13 protein-coding genes are annotated in these 14,587 nt (G+C 62.2%); 7 read left to right on the top strand and 6 right to left on the bottom strand.

Annotated elements, in window-relative coordinates; translation table 11 throughout:
- Positions 1-32 precede the first annotated feature (32 nt).
- The 6 genes from AB4X18_RS16625 to AB4X18_RS16600 all read right to left on the bottom strand — a co-directional run bounded on the left by AB4X18_RS16625 (position 33) and on the right by AB4X18_RS16600 (position 6,320).
- Complete coding sequence (locus tag AB4X18_RS16625) at positions 33-833, bottom strand: enoyl-CoA hydratase family protein (protein WP_370401139.1); 801 nt, start codon at positions 831-833, stop codon at positions 33-35.
- Positions 823-1,302, bottom strand: a complete 480-nt coding sequence (locus AB4X18_RS16620; RefSeq protein ID WP_370401138.1) for a MarR family winged helix-turn-helix transcriptional regulator — start codon at positions 1,300-1,302, stop codon at positions 823-825. Before AB4X18_RS16620 ends, AB4X18_RS16625 begins: the two co-directional genes overlap by 11 nt.
- Entirely contained in the window at positions 1,299-2,018 is a 720-nt protein-coding gene (locus tag AB4X18_RS16615) for an SDR family NAD(P)-dependent oxidoreductase (protein WP_370401137.1), read from the bottom strand. Before AB4X18_RS16615 ends, AB4X18_RS16620 begins: the two co-directional genes overlap by 4 nt.
- Positions 2,015-4,306 (bottom strand): bifunctional salicylyl-CoA 5-hydroxylase/oxidoreductase, encoded by a 2,292-nt coding sequence (locus AB4X18_RS16610; protein ID WP_370401136.1) that lies wholly within the window; start codon positions 4,304-4,306, stop codon positions 2,015-2,017. Before AB4X18_RS16610 ends, AB4X18_RS16615 begins: the two co-directional genes overlap by 4 nt.
- 142 nt (positions 4,307-4,448) lie before the next feature.
- The gene (locus tag AB4X18_RS16605; protein WP_432816808.1) at positions 4,449-5,507 is read right to left on the bottom strand and encodes an ABC transporter ATP-binding protein; all 1,059 of its coding nucleotides are present in this window, start codon (positions 5,505-5,507) and stop codon (positions 4,449-4,451) included.
- Positions 5,508-5,525: 18 nt separating this feature from the next.
- Entirely contained in the window at positions 5,526-6,320 is a 795-nt protein-coding gene (locus tag AB4X18_RS16600; protein ID WP_370401134.1) for an IclR family transcriptional regulator, read from the bottom strand.
- Positions 6,321-6,458: 138 nt separating this feature from the next.
- On the opposite strand from AB4X18_RS16600, the gene AB4X18_RS16595 reads away from it, so the two are divergent.
- The 7 genes from AB4X18_RS16595 (at position 6,459) to AB4X18_RS16565 (ending at position 14,586) form a co-directional block, all read left to right on the top strand.
- A complete protein-coding gene (locus AB4X18_RS16595) occupies positions 6,459-7,724 on the top strand; it encodes an ABC transporter substrate-binding protein (RefSeq protein ID WP_370401133.1) in 1,266 nt (421 codons plus the stop codon).
- A 100-nt stretch (positions 7,725-7,824) separates the two neighbouring features.
- Positions 7,825-8,757, top strand: coding sequence for a carbohydrate ABC transporter permease (locus AB4X18_RS16590; RefSeq protein WP_370401132.1), 933 nt, complete (start codon positions 7,825-7,827; stop codon positions 8,755-8,757).
- A gap of 1 nt (position 8,758) precedes the next feature.
- Positions 8,759-9,097: an MmcQ/YjbR family DNA-binding protein gene (locus AB4X18_RS16585; RefSeq protein ID WP_370401131.1), complete on the top strand. Its 339-nt coding sequence runs from the start codon at positions 8,759-8,761 to the stop codon at positions 9,095-9,097.
- Entirely contained in the window at positions 9,097-9,945 is an 849-nt protein-coding gene (locus AB4X18_RS16580) for a carbohydrate ABC transporter permease (RefSeq protein ID WP_370401130.1), read from the top strand. The genes AB4X18_RS16585 and AB4X18_RS16580 overlap by 1 nt, the downstream gene beginning before the upstream one ends.
- The gene (locus AB4X18_RS16575; protein ID WP_370401129.1) at positions 9,942-12,026 is read left to right on the top strand and encodes an alpha-galactosidase; all 2,085 of its coding nucleotides are present in this window, start codon (positions 9,942-9,944) and stop codon (positions 12,024-12,026) included. The genes AB4X18_RS16580 and AB4X18_RS16575 overlap by 4 nt, the downstream gene beginning before the upstream one ends.
- 19 nt (positions 12,027-12,045) lie before the next feature.
- Positions 12,046-13,752, top strand: coding sequence for an IlvD/Edd family dehydratase (locus tag AB4X18_RS16570; protein ID WP_370401128.1), 1,707 nt, complete (start codon positions 12,046-12,048; stop codon positions 13,750-13,752).
- 69 nt (positions 13,753-13,821) lie between these two features.
- Positions 13,822-14,586 carry an SDR family NAD(P)-dependent oxidoreductase gene (locus AB4X18_RS16565; RefSeq protein WP_370401127.1) on the top strand — a complete coding sequence of 255 codons (765 nt, stop codon included), beginning with the start codon at positions 13,822-13,824 and terminating at the stop codon, positions 14,584-14,586.
- Position 14,587: the final 1 nt, after the last annotated feature.

Here is a 14,587-nt window from a genome sequence, read left to right as displayed (position 1 = left end):
AACCCTGCCAGAGGCTCCCGCACTCTCATCGCTCAATCCCCTTCGAAAACCGGGCGTTCCTTGGCCACGAACGCCTTGTACGCCCGCTCGAAATCGCCCGTTTGCATACATATGGCCTGCGCCTGTGCCTCGGCCTCAATCGCCTGCTCAATCGACATCGACCATTCCTGGGCCAGCATCGTCTTGGTCATCATATGCGCAAAATTCGGGCCAGCCTTGATCTGCTGCGCCAGCTTGAGCGCCGCGCCGTCCAAATCATCGGATGCAACCAGCCGGTTGAAAAAGCCCCACCGCTCGCCTTCCTCTGCCGACATCGACCGTCCCGTGTACAAAAGCTCCGCCGCGCGCGTCTGGCCGATGATGCGCGGCAGGATCGCGCAGGCACCCATATCGCAGCCCGCCAGCCCTACGCGCGTGAACAAAAACGCCGTCTTCGCCTCCGGTGTCGCCACCCGCAGGTCCGACGCCATGGCGATGATCGCCCCCGCACCCACACAGATACCATCCACCGCAGCAATCACCGGCTTGCCGCAGTTCACGATCGCCTTGACCAGATCCCCGGTCATCCGCGTGAATTGCAGCAACTCCTTCATGTTCATTCGGGTCAAAGGCCCAATGATATCATGCACATCCCCACCAGAGCTGAAGTTGCCCCCGTTGGAGGCAAAGATCACCACATCCACGTCATCGGCATAGACCAGATCGCGGAACCAGTCGCGCAATTCGGCATAGCTGTCGAACGTCAGCGGGTTCTTTCGGTCCGGGCGGTCCAGTCGAACGGTGGCGATCCGGTCGTCGATCTCACATAGGAAATGCTGCGTATCACTGCGCATCTGCGGTGTCCTTCACTTTTCTGCTCCCGGGGGACCGGGCGGCGGCATCGGCGAAAGCCTGCAGCCGCGCGGCCATGGTGCGGGCTTCCTCCGCGCTGACCCCGCCCAGCATATCATCAATCCACGCTTCATGGGCGGCTGCCTGCCCGGAAAATTCCTTCTGCCCCGCCGCCGTCAGCTTCAGCCGCGTCGCCCGGCGGTCTCCGGGCACGGCGATACGCTCCACCAGTCCTTCCTCGCTCAGCCGGTCGGCGATACCGGTGACATTGCCGTTCGACACCCGCAGCACGCCCGACAGCTCGCTCATCTTCAAGCCATCGGGGTTGCGCGACAGGGCCGACATGACGTCAAAACGCGGCAACGTCGTGGCGTGGTCCCGGCGCAGGTTGTCGCGCAATTCATGCTCGATCCCGCGCACCACCTTCAACAGACGCAGCCAAAGGCGCACACGGTCCTTTGCGGCGGTCATATCTCACCACCCGAGACGGACAGCGCGTGACCATTGACCATCGATGCCTCTGAAGATGCCAGAAACCGCACCGCCGCCACCACCTCGGCAGGCTCGATCATCCGTCGCATCGGGTTGCCCGACACGATCCGCGAAACCGCCTCCTCCTGCGAAATACCAAACCGCTTGGCCACGCCTTCAGCAGCGGCATCCCCCATCGGCGTGTCGACAAATCCCGGACAGACTGCGTTGCAGGTGATCCCGTCTCGCGCCACTTCCTGTGCCAGCGCCCGCACCAGCCCCAGCACCCCATGTTTCGCGGCCACATAGGCGCTGATATTAGGTCCGCCCTGCAGGCTGGCGGTAGACGCCATTGCAATCAGCCGCCCGCCCTTCTGCATGTTCTGCAACGCCGCGCGGAAGGTCAGGAATGTACCGGTAAGATTTACGTCGATGATGCTTTGCCACTGTTCCAGCGGCATATCACGCAGCTTCATCGGTGTGCCTGCACCCGCATTGGCGACCACCACGTCGAACGGGTCTTCAAACAGGGCCGCGACCTGCGCCTCCTCCGTCACATCACAGGCCACGCAGGTCATCCCGCGCCCGCCGTTCGTTTCCTCCAATGCCTCCATGCGCCGCCCCGATATCGTGACCGCATCCCCGTCATCCGCGAAAGCCTGCGCAATCGCGCGGCCGATGCCGGACCCGCCTCCCGTGACCAATATCCGTCTCATACCTGCTCCATCTCTGCGGCACGATCCGCCAGCCGCCACGCCTGATCCCGGCCCGCCTCGTAAGGCAGCGGCCATTTGGCATGACGATCACCGATCTCGGCCCCCGCGCGCAAGGTCCAATAGGGATCAGCCAGATGCGGACGTGCAAGGCATACAAGATCGGCCCGACCCGCCATCAGAATCGAATTGACGTGATCGGGCTCGTAAATGTTGCCCACCGCCATCGTCTTGATCCCGCCTTCGTTGCGGATGCGGTCCGAAAATGGCGTCTGGAACATCCGCCCGTAGACCGGCTGCGCCTCGGTCGAGGTCTGACCGGCGGACACGTCGATGATATCTGCCCCGGCCGCTTCGAACATCGCCGCGATCTGCACGGCCTCTTCCGGCGTCACCCCATCGTCGCCCGCCCAGTCGCTGGCCGAAATGCGCACCGACATCGGCTTGTTCGCAGGCCAGACCGCGCGCATGGCGTTGAACACCTCCAGCGGATAGCGCATCCGGTTCTCAAGGGTGCCGCCATATTCGTCGCCCCGCGTGTTCGACAGCGGAGAGATGAAGCTGGAGATGAAGTACCCATGCGCCGCGTGCAGTTCGATCATGTCAAAGCCCGCCCGGTCGGCCATTTCAGCAGCCGCGACAAACTCATCCCGGATGCGGTCCATATCGTCCCGCGTCGCTTCGCGCGGCATCGCATTCTCGTCGGACCAGGGTATCGCGGAGGCGGAAACGATCTCCCAGTTCCCCTTTTTCAACGGCTGGTCCATCCCTTCCCAGCCAAGCCGCGTGGACCCCTTGCGCCCCGCATGGCCGATCTGGCAGCAAATCTTCGCTTCCGTCTCCGCATGCACGAAATCCGTCAGCCGCTTCCAAGCCGCCTCGTGCTCCGGCGCATAAAGGCCCGGACACCCCGGCGTGATCCGCCCGTCAGCGGAGACGCATGTCATCTCCGTATAGACCAGCCCCGCACCGCCCTTGGCACGCTCGCCGTAGTGGATCAAATGCCAATCGGTCGGCGCGCCATCCACCGCCTTGTACTGCGCCATCGGAGAGACGACGACGCGGTTTTCCAACGCCATGTCCCGCAGCTTGAAGGGCGCGAACATCGGCGCACGCACCGGGCCATTTGCGCCAGCGCCCGCCTGCTCCATGAACCACTTCTCCGCCCCTTCCAGCCACTTCGCGTCCCGCTCGCGCAGGTTTTCGTGGCTGATCCGCTGGGACCTCGTGAGCATGGAATAGTTCAACTGCACCGGGTCAAGGTCCAGATACCGCTCCACATCCTCGAACCATTCCAGAGAGTTACGCGCCGCCGATTGCAGGCGCAGCACTTCCAGCCGCCGCGCGTCTTCATACTTTTCGAAAGCCGCCTCTACCGTCGGTTCGGCGCAGACATGATCAGCCAATGAAATCGCCGATTCCATCGCCAGCTTACTGCCCGACCCGATGGAGAAATGCGCCGTCGCCGCCGCATCCCCCATCAACACGATGTTTTCGTGGTGCCACTTTTCGCAAAGCACCCGCGGGAACCGGATCCAGGCGGAGCCTCGGATGTGGTTGGCATTGGTCATCAGCGCATGACCGTCCAGATGGTCCTTGAACACCTCTTCGCAGATCGCAATCGTCTCCTGTTGGGTGATGTCGCCAAAGCCGTAGTTGTCGAACGTCTGCTGGCTGCATTCCACGATGAAGGTCGCGGTGTCATCGTCAAACTGGTAGGCATGCACCCACAGCCACCCCTTGTCGGTCTTCTCGAAGATGAAGGTGAAGGCATCGTCGAACTTTTGATGTGTGCCGAGCCAGATGAACTGGCATCTGCGCACGTCGATGTCGGGCTTGAAGGTGTCCTGAAACTCCATCCGGGTTTTGGAATTCAAGCCATCACAGGCCACCACCAGATCATAGTCCTTCTGGTATGCGGCGGCCGATTTCACTTCTGTCTCGAACTGCACATCCACGCCCAGCTCAATCGCGCGGGCCTGCAGGATCATCAGCAGGCGCATCCGACCGATGCCACAGAACCCGTGGCCGGAACTGACGGTCTTGGTGCCTTTGTAGATCAGCGCCATATCGTCCCAATAGGCAAAGTGGCTGCGGATTTCCTTCGCTGACACGGGGTCGTTCGCTTCAAGATTGGCAAGCGTCTCATCCGACAGGACCACGCCCCAGCCGAAGGTATCATCGGGCCGGTTACGCTCCAGCACGGTGATGTCGGCATCGGGCTGGCGCAGCTTCATCGAAATGGCAAAATAAAGCCCCGCAGGCCCGCCGCCCAGACAGATCGCACGCATCTCAAAGCTCCCTTTCCAGATGATGATATCGAAAAGGTAGGGCGGTTGCGGATTTACTTCAAGCGGTAATATTTTAGATATAAACTAAATCGCCAAGCGCGGGTTGCGGACGGTCCCAGGCCCCGATCTGCCTTCTCCACCGCTACCTGATGCGCGCTTCGGAACTTGCGTCAAATACCATGACGCGGCGTGGCTCGAACCCGATGTCGACAGTATCGCCCTCACGTGCCCGTTCGTCCCCGCGCTCCTCGCAGATGATCCGCTCCCCGCTGAGCGTATCAAGGTGCAGGTAACTCACCCCGCCCAGCGCCTCGGACAGCTCCGCGATCAACTTGCCCTGCCCTGTGGACACTTCGATATGTTCGGGCCGGACCCCGATGATCACCTCTGTCCCTTCCGCAGGCAATGTCACCTCGGCCTCAACCGCGCGGGCCAGCGCGGGAACCTCGATCTGGCCGCCCTTCACGGTGCCGCGCAGGAAATTCATCGCAGGCGATCCGATGAACCCTGCCACGAACTTGTTGTCCGGGTCGCGGTACAACTCCAACGGCGCGCCCACCTGCTCGATGCGGCCCGCGCGCAGCACCACGATCTTGTCGGCCAGGGTCATCGCCTCGACCTGATCATGGGTGACGTAGATCATCGTCGCGCCGATTTCCTTGTGCAGGCGGGCGATTTCCACCCGCATCTCCACCCGCAATTCGGCGTCCAGATTGGACAACGGCTCATCAAACAGGAACACCTCCGGCCCGCGCACGATCGCCCGGCCAATCGCCACCCGCTGCCGCTGGCCACCCGACAGGTTCGCAGGCTTGCGTTTGAGGTAGTCGTCCAGCTTGAGAATGTCGGAGGCCATCCTGACCTTTTCGCGGATCTCCGCCTTCGGCACGCCGTTCATCTTCAGGCCAAAGCCCATGTTTTCCGCCACCGTCATATGCGGGTAAAGCGCATAGGTCTGGAACACCATTGCCACGCCGCGCTCTGACGGGTCGGCCCTGGTGACGTCCCGCGCCCCGATGGCGATGCTGCCTTCGGTTGTCTCCTCCAGCCCTGCGATCATCCGAAGCAAGGTGGACTTGCCACAGCCCGACGGCCCCACGAACACACAGAACTCCCCATCTTCGATGGTCAGGTCAATGCCGTGGATCACCTGCGTTTCGCCGTAGCGCTTGATCGTGTTCTCCAGCGTGACACCCGTCATATCGTCATGCTCCCCTTGTCATGTTCCGGTCTGTTGCATCGCGTCCTGTCCCGGAAAGCGCCAAGCCACCCCGTCATCCGCAATGTCCTGTGCCGTGGCTTTCAGATGCGGCACCAGGGCGTCCAGCCCTGCCATACCCGGTGTCTTCGTGGTGCCGGTGATCGACAATCCACCCAGCATCCGGCCGCCTTCCGTCAGGATGGGGACGGCGATGCAGATGATGCCGGGTTCATGCTCCTCGCGGTCATAGGCATGTCCGCGCACCGCAATCGCATCAAGCTCCGCCTTGAGCGCGTCGGGCGTGGCCAGCGTATGTGGCGTAAAAACGTGATAGCTTTGCTGGGTCAGCAGCCGCGCCTGTTCGGCCTCGGGCAGGAAGGCCAGCATCGCCTTGCCGACACCCGTGCAATAGGCCGGGCCGACCTTGCCCGCCTGGCTGAACATATCCACGGGCTGCGTGGCGTTACGCTTGTCGACATACAGAACCTGCCCGTTGTCCAACTGCGCCAAATGTACCGTCAGCCCGATCTGTCGGCTGAGCCGATCCAGATGATCACGCGCCAGCGGTGCAAGGCTCGACTGGCTCCAGGCCGCATGGGCAAGGCGCACCAGCCGCAGCCCCACGGCATAGGTTTGCTGTTCGGGATCGTATTCCAGCAAGCGTTGCCGAGTCAGCGTTTGCAGGAATCGGTATAGCGTCGCCTTGGGATAGGGGCTGACCGCCAGCAGCGCGGCAAAGCGGACGGGGCGGCCGAAACTGGCCACCTGATCAAGAACATCCATCGCTTTTCCCACCGTGCCGTCACCGGACATGTGGTTTCCTCCCTTTGAGCGGACCCGTGATCTGCGCCACGCAACCCGCTTGACAAGTCTGCCCGCCTGCGGTGTAGTTTTCAATATATAAAACATAGTTCCAAATAATGGAACCTGAACATCGTAGGGAGGATCACGATGACTTCACTGAAAACCACGCTCGCCGCGGCGCTGGCCGGGGCCACCATGCTGGCAGGGGCTGCCTTTGCCGATGGCCATGCCAAGCTGACGGGCGATTTGAAAATATTCTCGGACATGTCCAATCCCGCCCCCCGCGCGGTGATGGAAGGCATGGTCGAACGCTTTGGCGAAATGCACCCCGATCTGAACATCGAACTGACGGTGATCGACCGTGAAGCCTACAAGACGCAGATCCGCAACTTCCTGACCGCCGACGCGCCGGACGTTGCCAACTGGTACGCGGCCAACCGGATGCGTCCTTATGTTGATGCGGGCCTTTTTGAAGACATCTCCGACGTCTGGGACGACCAGATGACCGAAGAACTGGCCTCGACCAAGGGCGCGATGACGCTGGACGGCAAGCAGTGGGGCGTGCCCTACACGTACTACCAGTGGGGTGTCTATTACCGCAAAGACATCTACGAAGAACTGGGCTTGTCCGAGCCGCAGAACTGGGAAGAATTCAAGGCCAACTGCCAGGCGATAATCGACAGCGGGCGCAAGTGTTTCACCCTTGGTTCCAAGTTCCTGTGGACCGCTGCAGGCTGGTTCGACTATCTGAACATGCGCACCAACGGCTACCAGTTCCATGCGGACCTGACGGCGGGCAAGATCGAATGGACCGACGACCGCGTCAAACAGACTTTCGCCAACTGGCGCGAACTGCTGGACATGGGGGCCTTCATCGACGATCACACCGCCTATAGCTGGCAGGAAAGCCTGCCCTTCATGACGGGTGGTGATGCGGCGGCGATCCTTAAGGGCAACTTTGCCGTGGCCCCGCTGCGCGAAGCGGGTCTGGACGACAGCAAGCTCGACTTTCACCAGTTCCCGGCAATCAACCCGGATGTCGAACTGGCCGAAGACGCGCCGACGGACACGTTCCACATTCCTGCCAATGCAACCAACAAGGACAATGCAAAGGCGTTCCTGAAGTTCGTGGTTTCAGCCGAAAACCAGACCATGATCAACGCGGGCGATGCATTAGGTCAGTTGCCGGTGAACTCCAAATCCTCCGTGGATGACGACAAGTTCCTCAAGGAAGGCTTCGCGATGCTATCGTCCAACAGCCCCGGCGGCGTGGCACAGTTCTTTGACCGCGACGCGCCTGCCGAAATGGCCAAGGTCGCGATGGAAGGCTTCCAGGAGTTCATGGTCAAACCCGATGAGATTGACCGCATCCTCGGCAAGCTGGAGCGTGCACGCGGGCGTATCTACAAGTAAGCGATCCGGGCGCGCGAGGGTCTCGCGCGCCCTTTCGGTTTTCAACCGTTGACGATGGGCCAAGGCCCGTCTTTCGTCCCTTACCGGAAGCCACTGCACAATGACCCATGCCGTGATGCCCCAGACCGAGATCGAGCGCACCTTCTGGCAGCGCAACCAGCAGACGCTGGCGCCATGGCTGTTCCTTATGCCTGCGATCCTGTTCTTCGTGGTCTATGTCATCTACCCGGTGTTCCAGTCGTTCAACCTGTCCTTGTATGAATGGGACGGGCTGGGTCAGGCGGAATACGTCGGGCTGCGCAACTACGAGGACCTCTATTGGGAATACGTCGACCGCGACAGCTTTTATGTCTCGCTGAAAAACAATCTGATCTGGCTGGTGCTATACCTCGCCGCGATCCCCGCAGGCCTGTTCATCGCGCTGTTCCTGAACCAGACCGTGACCGGCATCCGCCTCTACAAGTCCCTTTTCTTCTTCCCCTTCGTGATCTCCCAAGTCGTGGTCGGCCTTGTGTTTACATGGTTCTATGACCCCGCCTTCGGCATCCTGAACGTGGTGCTGGGCTGGTTCGGCGCAGGCCCGGTGAACATCCTCGGCAGTGAAAGCACGGTGACCTATGGCATCATCCTTGCGGGCCTCTGGCCGCAGACGGCCTATTGCATGATCCTCTACCTCACGGGCCTGAACGCCGTGAACCCCGAACAGATCGAAGCGGGCCGTCTGGATGGCGCGAAAGGCTGGCGGATGCTCTGGCACGTGGTGCTGCCGCAACTCAAACCAGCAACCTTCATCGCCTTTGTCGTCACCATCATCGGCGCGCTGCGCAGCTTTGATCTGATCTCCGTCATGACCAGCGGCGGGCCGTTCGGATCGTCCAAGGTGCTGGCGTACTACATGTTCGAAGTCTCGCTGTCGGAATACGGCTTCCGCATGGGGTACGGTGCCGCCATCGCCGTGGTGCTTTTTGCAATCATGATGGTCTTCATCACCTATTTCCTGTGGTCGATGTACCGCGATGAGCGGCGGGGCTGACATGTCTGATCTGCGCACCCGTCTCTCCGCCATCTGCACCCCCCTCAAGGGGGCCGAGAAATCCGATCCTTGGGGCGGTGGTCACGACGCGTGGAAAGTGGGCGGCAAGATGTTCGCCTGCATCGGGTCGGTCAATCCGGGCGTGTCGCTGAAAACACCCGATGTCGAAACCGCGCAGATGCTGATTGATACCGGTGTCGGAACAAAGGCCCCCTATTTCCACCGCAGCTGGATCCACCTGCCCGATGACGTGGCGCAGGACGAGTTGGAGCACCGCGTGCGCGCCTCCTACGACTGTATCTGCGCCAAGCTGCCGAAAAAGACGCGGGAGGCCCTCTGATGTTCCCCACACCACTTGAAAAACGCCCGCCTTCGGCCCGTGTGACCTATCAGGCTTTTCTGCCACTGGCGCTGATCGCATGGCTGCTGCCCCTGCTGGCGGTGGCGATTTTCTCCATCAAGCCGGGCGCGGACTTCACCAACGCCAACTACTGGGGCGTGCCATCGTCGTTCAACTTCATTGAAAACTACGGGCAGGTTTTCCTGAACTCCGACATGCCCCGCTATCTGCTGAATTCCTTCCTGATCACCGTGCCCACGGTGGTGGGTGCCGTGGCGCTGTCGGCCATGGCGGGCTTTGCGCTGGGGATTTACAAGTTCAAGGCCAACATCTGGCTGTTCTTCATGTTCGTGGCGGGCAACTTTGTGCCGTTCCAGATCCTGATGGTCCCCGTGCGCGACCTGACGCTGGATCTGGGTCTTTATAACACCAAGACGGGCCTTGTTCTCTTTCACATCGCTTTCCAGACAGGCTTCTGCACGCTTTTCATGCGCAACTTCATCAAGGCCCTGCCCTATGAGTTGATCGAGGCCGCCCGCGTCGAAGGCATCTCGGAAATCCGCATCTTCTGGTATGTTGTCCTGCCCCTGATGAAACCGGCACTTGCCGCGCTGTCGGTGCTGATCTTCACTTTCATCTGGAACGATTATTTCTGGGCCGTGGTCTTGACCCAAGGCCCCGACAGCCAGCCGGTGACCGCAGGGATAACCGCCTTCAACTCCGAATTCCGCGCGATGTACCATATGATGAGCGCAGGCAGCATCGTCGCCGCGCTGCCCCCCGTGGCGATGTTTTTCCTCATGCAGAAACACTTCATCGCGGGCCTGACCCTTGGGGCTGTGAAGTGATCAGGACGTGGCGGTTGGATGATGCGCGGCAGACGCTGGCGCTGTCTTCGACGGACGGCAGGATGCCGCAAGTGATCTATTGGGGCCCGCCCCTGCCCGAGGGCGAAAACCTGGACGACGTCGCCGAGGCCTGCCAGATCGACGTGACCGGCGGGATGCTGGACGAAAACCCCGACCTGAGCCTGTGTCCCGAAGCCGCGCGCAGCTTTCCCGGCCAGCCCGGCCTGATCGTGCGCGATGCGGATGGCACACCGCTGTTGCCCAAGTTCACCCTGCGTGACGTCCAGACTGACGACGGCAGCCTGACGGTCATCTGCGAGGATACCGCCAACCGCCTGACCTACACCGCCGAGATCGCTCTTGACCCCGAAACCCACGTTATCGCCCTGACCGCGCGGCTGAACTCCGATCGCCCGCTGCACCTGCACTGGCTGGCTGCCCCCGTCCTGCCCGCCCCGCAAACGGCGGATGAGATGATCGACGTCGCGGGCCGCTGGTGCGGGGAATTCCAACTCAACCGCACGCCTTGGTCCCCCGGCATACGGTATCGCGAGAACCGCACGGGGCGCACCGGCCACGAACATTTCCCCGGTCTGATCGTCCCCTGTCGCGGGGCCATCAACGCCAGCGGTCAGGCCTATGCGTTTCACTACGGCTGGTCCGGCGGGCACCGCATGATCGCCGAGGAACTGCCCGATGGCCGGCGCCAGATCCAGTTCGGCCACGCCGCCCGGATGGAAACCGCCCCCGCGACCGAATTCGCAACTGCGCCACTCTATGCCGTCTATTCCTCCGATGGCCTCAACGGTTGCGCGGTGTCCTTCCAACGCCACCTGCGCGACCGGATCGTCACATGGACCAAGCCCGGCACCCCTCGCCCGGTGCATTACAACTGCTGGGAGGCCGTGTACTTCGACCACGACGTCCCCAAACTCAAAGACATCGCCAGCCGTGCGGCATCGCTGGGCGCAGAGCGTTTCGTGCTGGACGACGGCTGGTTCGGTCAGCGCGACGACGATACCTCGTCGCTGTCGGATTGGGAGGTCGACCCGCGCAAATACCCCGAAGGCCTCGGCCCGCTGATCGACCATGTGCACGCGGAAGGCATGAGCTTTGGCATCTGGTTCGAGCCGGAGATGATCAACCCAGACAGCAACCTCTACCGCGCGCACCCCGACTGGGCGCTGGGGGCCGAGGACCAGATCCTCGGTCGCCAGCAAAAGGCGCTGAACATGGCCCTGCCGGAAGTGCGCGATTTCCTCTATGACCGCATTGCCGCCCTCCTGCACGCGCATCCGATCGACTATATCAAATGGGACCACAACCGCGTACTGCCCATGCCCGATGCCACCCAAACCCGTGGCTCCTACGCCCTGCTCGACCGCCTGCGCGCCGACTTCCCACAGGTCGAAATCGAAAGCTGCGCAAGCGGTGGCGGGCGCATCGACTTCGGCATCCTCAGCCGCACCCAGCGCGTCTGGTTGTCCGACAGCAACGACGCGCTGGAGCGGTTGCTGATGCAGCACAACGCAGCCCTTTTCCTGCCCGCCGCCGTCACCGGCAGCCACGTCGGCCCGCGCACCTGCCACACCTCGGGCCGCATGCTGGACATCGAATTCCGCGCCTGGGTCGCCGCCCAGCGGCACATGGGGTTCGAGATGGACCCGCGCGAACTGGACGCGCGCGAGGAAGCCGTGCTGCGCGATGTAACAAGTTGGTGGAAAGACAACCGCGACTGGATGTACGCCGCCGATAACCTGCGCCTTGACGCCGCCGACCCCGCCGTCATCGCCGAACAGCAACTGGCCACCGACGGCAGCCGCTTCGTGGTCTTCGCAGGCAAGGCCCGCACCTCCACCCAGATCGCGCCGCGCCCCCTCACCCTCACTCGGCTTGACCCGCAGGCCCGCTACCGCATCACCCTGCGCAACCGGGGTTCCGCAAAGGCCCTTTCACGTGGCAAGCTGGCCTTGAAGGAACGCAGCCTCGACCTCACCGGCACCGCGCTGATGCACCAGGGCCTGACCCTGCCGTGGAGCTTTCCCGAAAGCATCTGGGTGCTGGAGGGCCAGCGCCTGTGACCGATATGGAGACAGATCAATGACCAAACGCCGCTCATCCCACTGGTACGGCAAGCTCGACAAGGACGGCTTCATTCACCGTTCCTGGATGAAAAACCAGGGCTTTCCCGATCACGCCTTCGACGGCCGTCCCGTCATCGGCATCTGCAACACGTGGTCCGAATTGACGCCGTGCAATTCCGGCCTGCGCGATCTGGCAGAAGGGGTAAAACGCGGCGTCTGGGAAGCGGGCGGTTTCCCGGTCGAATTCCCGGTGATGAGCCTTGGCGAAACGCAGATGAAACCCACCGCCATGCTGTTCCGCAACCTGCTGGCTATGGATGTGGAGGAATCCATCCGCGCCTACGGCATCGATGGCGTGGTGCTGCTGGGCGGGTGTGACAAAACCACGCCGGGGCAACTGATGGGCGCGGCATCGGTCGATCTGCCCGCCATCGTCGTCTCCTCCGGCCCGATGCTGAACGGCAAGTTCAAGGGGCAGGATATCGGATCGGGCACCGACGTCTGGAAATTCTCCGAAGCGGTGCGTGCGGGTGAGATGACATTGGCCGATTTCATGGGCGCGGAGAGCGGCATGTCCCGCTCCAAAGGGGTCTGCATGACCATGGGCACCGCGTCGACCATGGCGTCGATTGTCGAGGCGATGGGCATGGCCCTGCCCACCAATGCCGCCCTGCCGGCCGTCGATGCGCGCCGCATGGCGCTGGCGCATCTAACCGGCAAACGGATTGTCGAGATGGTAGAGGAAGACCTCAAACCCTCCGACATCCTGACCAAGGACGCCTTTATCAACGGCATCTTCGCCAATGCCGCCGTGGGCGGGTCCACCAACGCCGTGGTGCACCTGCTCGCACTCGCGGGCCGGGTGGGCGTCGACCTGACGCTCAAGGATTTCGAAATCGCCAGCGACGTGCCGCTGCTGGTCAACTGCATGCCCTCGGGCACATACCTGATGGAGGATTTCTGTTACGCGGGCGGCGTGCCCGCCGTGCTGTCCGAGATCAAGCACCTGCTACGCCCCGCAAAGACCGTGCTGGGCGGTGACATCGCCGCCTACCACGACGGCGCGGAAGTCTATAACCGCAAGGTGATCCACGCCTTCGACGCGCCAGTGAAACCCGCCGCCGGCTTACGTGTTCTGCGCGGCAACATCGCGCCCGATGGGGCCATCGTCAAACCCTCCGCCGCCACCGACGCGCTGCTGGAACACGAAGGCCCGGCGCATGTGTTTGAAAACATCGAAGACCTGAAGGCCAACATTGACCGCGAAGACCTGCCCGTGACACCTGACACGATCCTTGTGCTGAAAGGATGTGGTCCCAAGGGGTATCCGGGCATGCCCGAAGTCGGCAACATGCCGATCCCCGGGCGGCTGGTGAAGGAAGGCGTCCGCGACATGATCCGGGTGTCGGACGCGCGCATGTCCGGCACCGCTTATGGCACCGTCATCCTGCATGTCGCGCCTGAAGCGCAGGCGGGCGGGCCGCTGGCGCTGGTGCAGACGGGCGACCGCATCCGCGTCTCAGCCAGCGCGGGCACGCTCGATCTGTTGGTGGAGGACGCCGAACTGAACAGGCGCCGCGCCGCGTGGCAGGCGGATGCGCCCCATTACACGCGCGGCTATGCCAAGATGTACGTGGATCACGTCCTGCAAGCCAACGAAGGGGCCGATCTGGATTTCCTTGTCGGCAAGGACACCCGGCTCGTGACCCGCGAAAGCCATTGAGGAAAGAGAAATTTCTTTGAAAGAAATTTGCCGGAAATTTTGAAAATTTCCGATATCAAGGAGACACCCATGACCGCCACCTTCCACGACCTGAAAGGCAAATCCGTCTACATCACCGGCGGCGGCTCGGGCATCGGCGCGGCGATCACCGACGGTTTTCTGGCGCAGGGGGCAAAGGTCGCCTTCATCGGCCGGTCGGACGCCAGCGCCTTCGTGGCGGACATGGAAGCCAAGCATGACCACGCGCCGCTTTTCCTGCAAGGCGACATCACCGACACCGCGCAATTGCAGGCAACCATCGAACAGGCCGCACAGGCGCACGGTCCCATCGATATCCTTGTCAACAACGCCGCCAATGACAAACGCCACGGGCTGCAAGACCTGACCCCCGAAGACTGGGACACCCTGCAAGCCGTCAACCTCAAGGCCTACTTCTTCGCCGCCCAGGCCGTCGCCCCCGCCATGCAGGCAAGCAGCACGGGCTCCATCATCAACTTCTCCTCCATCAGCTACATGATGGGCAACGCAGGCTACCCGGCTTACGTCGCCGCCAACGGTGCCATCACCGCGATGAGCCGTGGCCTTGCCCGCGAACTTGGCCCCGATGGCATCCGCGTCAACGCGCTGGCACCCGGCTGGGTGCTGACCGAAAAGCAGCTTGAAAAGTGGGCCACGCCCGAAGGGCTGGCCGCCCACCTCGAACGGCAATGCCTCAAGACCCACCTCGTCCCGCAGGACATCGTGGATGCCGTTCTCTTCCTCGCCTCCGACACCAGCCGCATGATGACAGGCCAATGCCTTGTCGTGGATGGTGGCGTGGTCACGACGGGCTGAT

Source organism: Sulfitobacter rhodophyticola, assembly GCF_041281685.2.
GTDB lineage: Bacteria > Pseudomonadota > Alphaproteobacteria > Rhodobacterales > Rhodobacteraceae > Sulfitobacter.
Note: the sequence above shows the minus strand (reverse complement) of the source record. Positions and strands in the feature narration are given on the sequence as shown.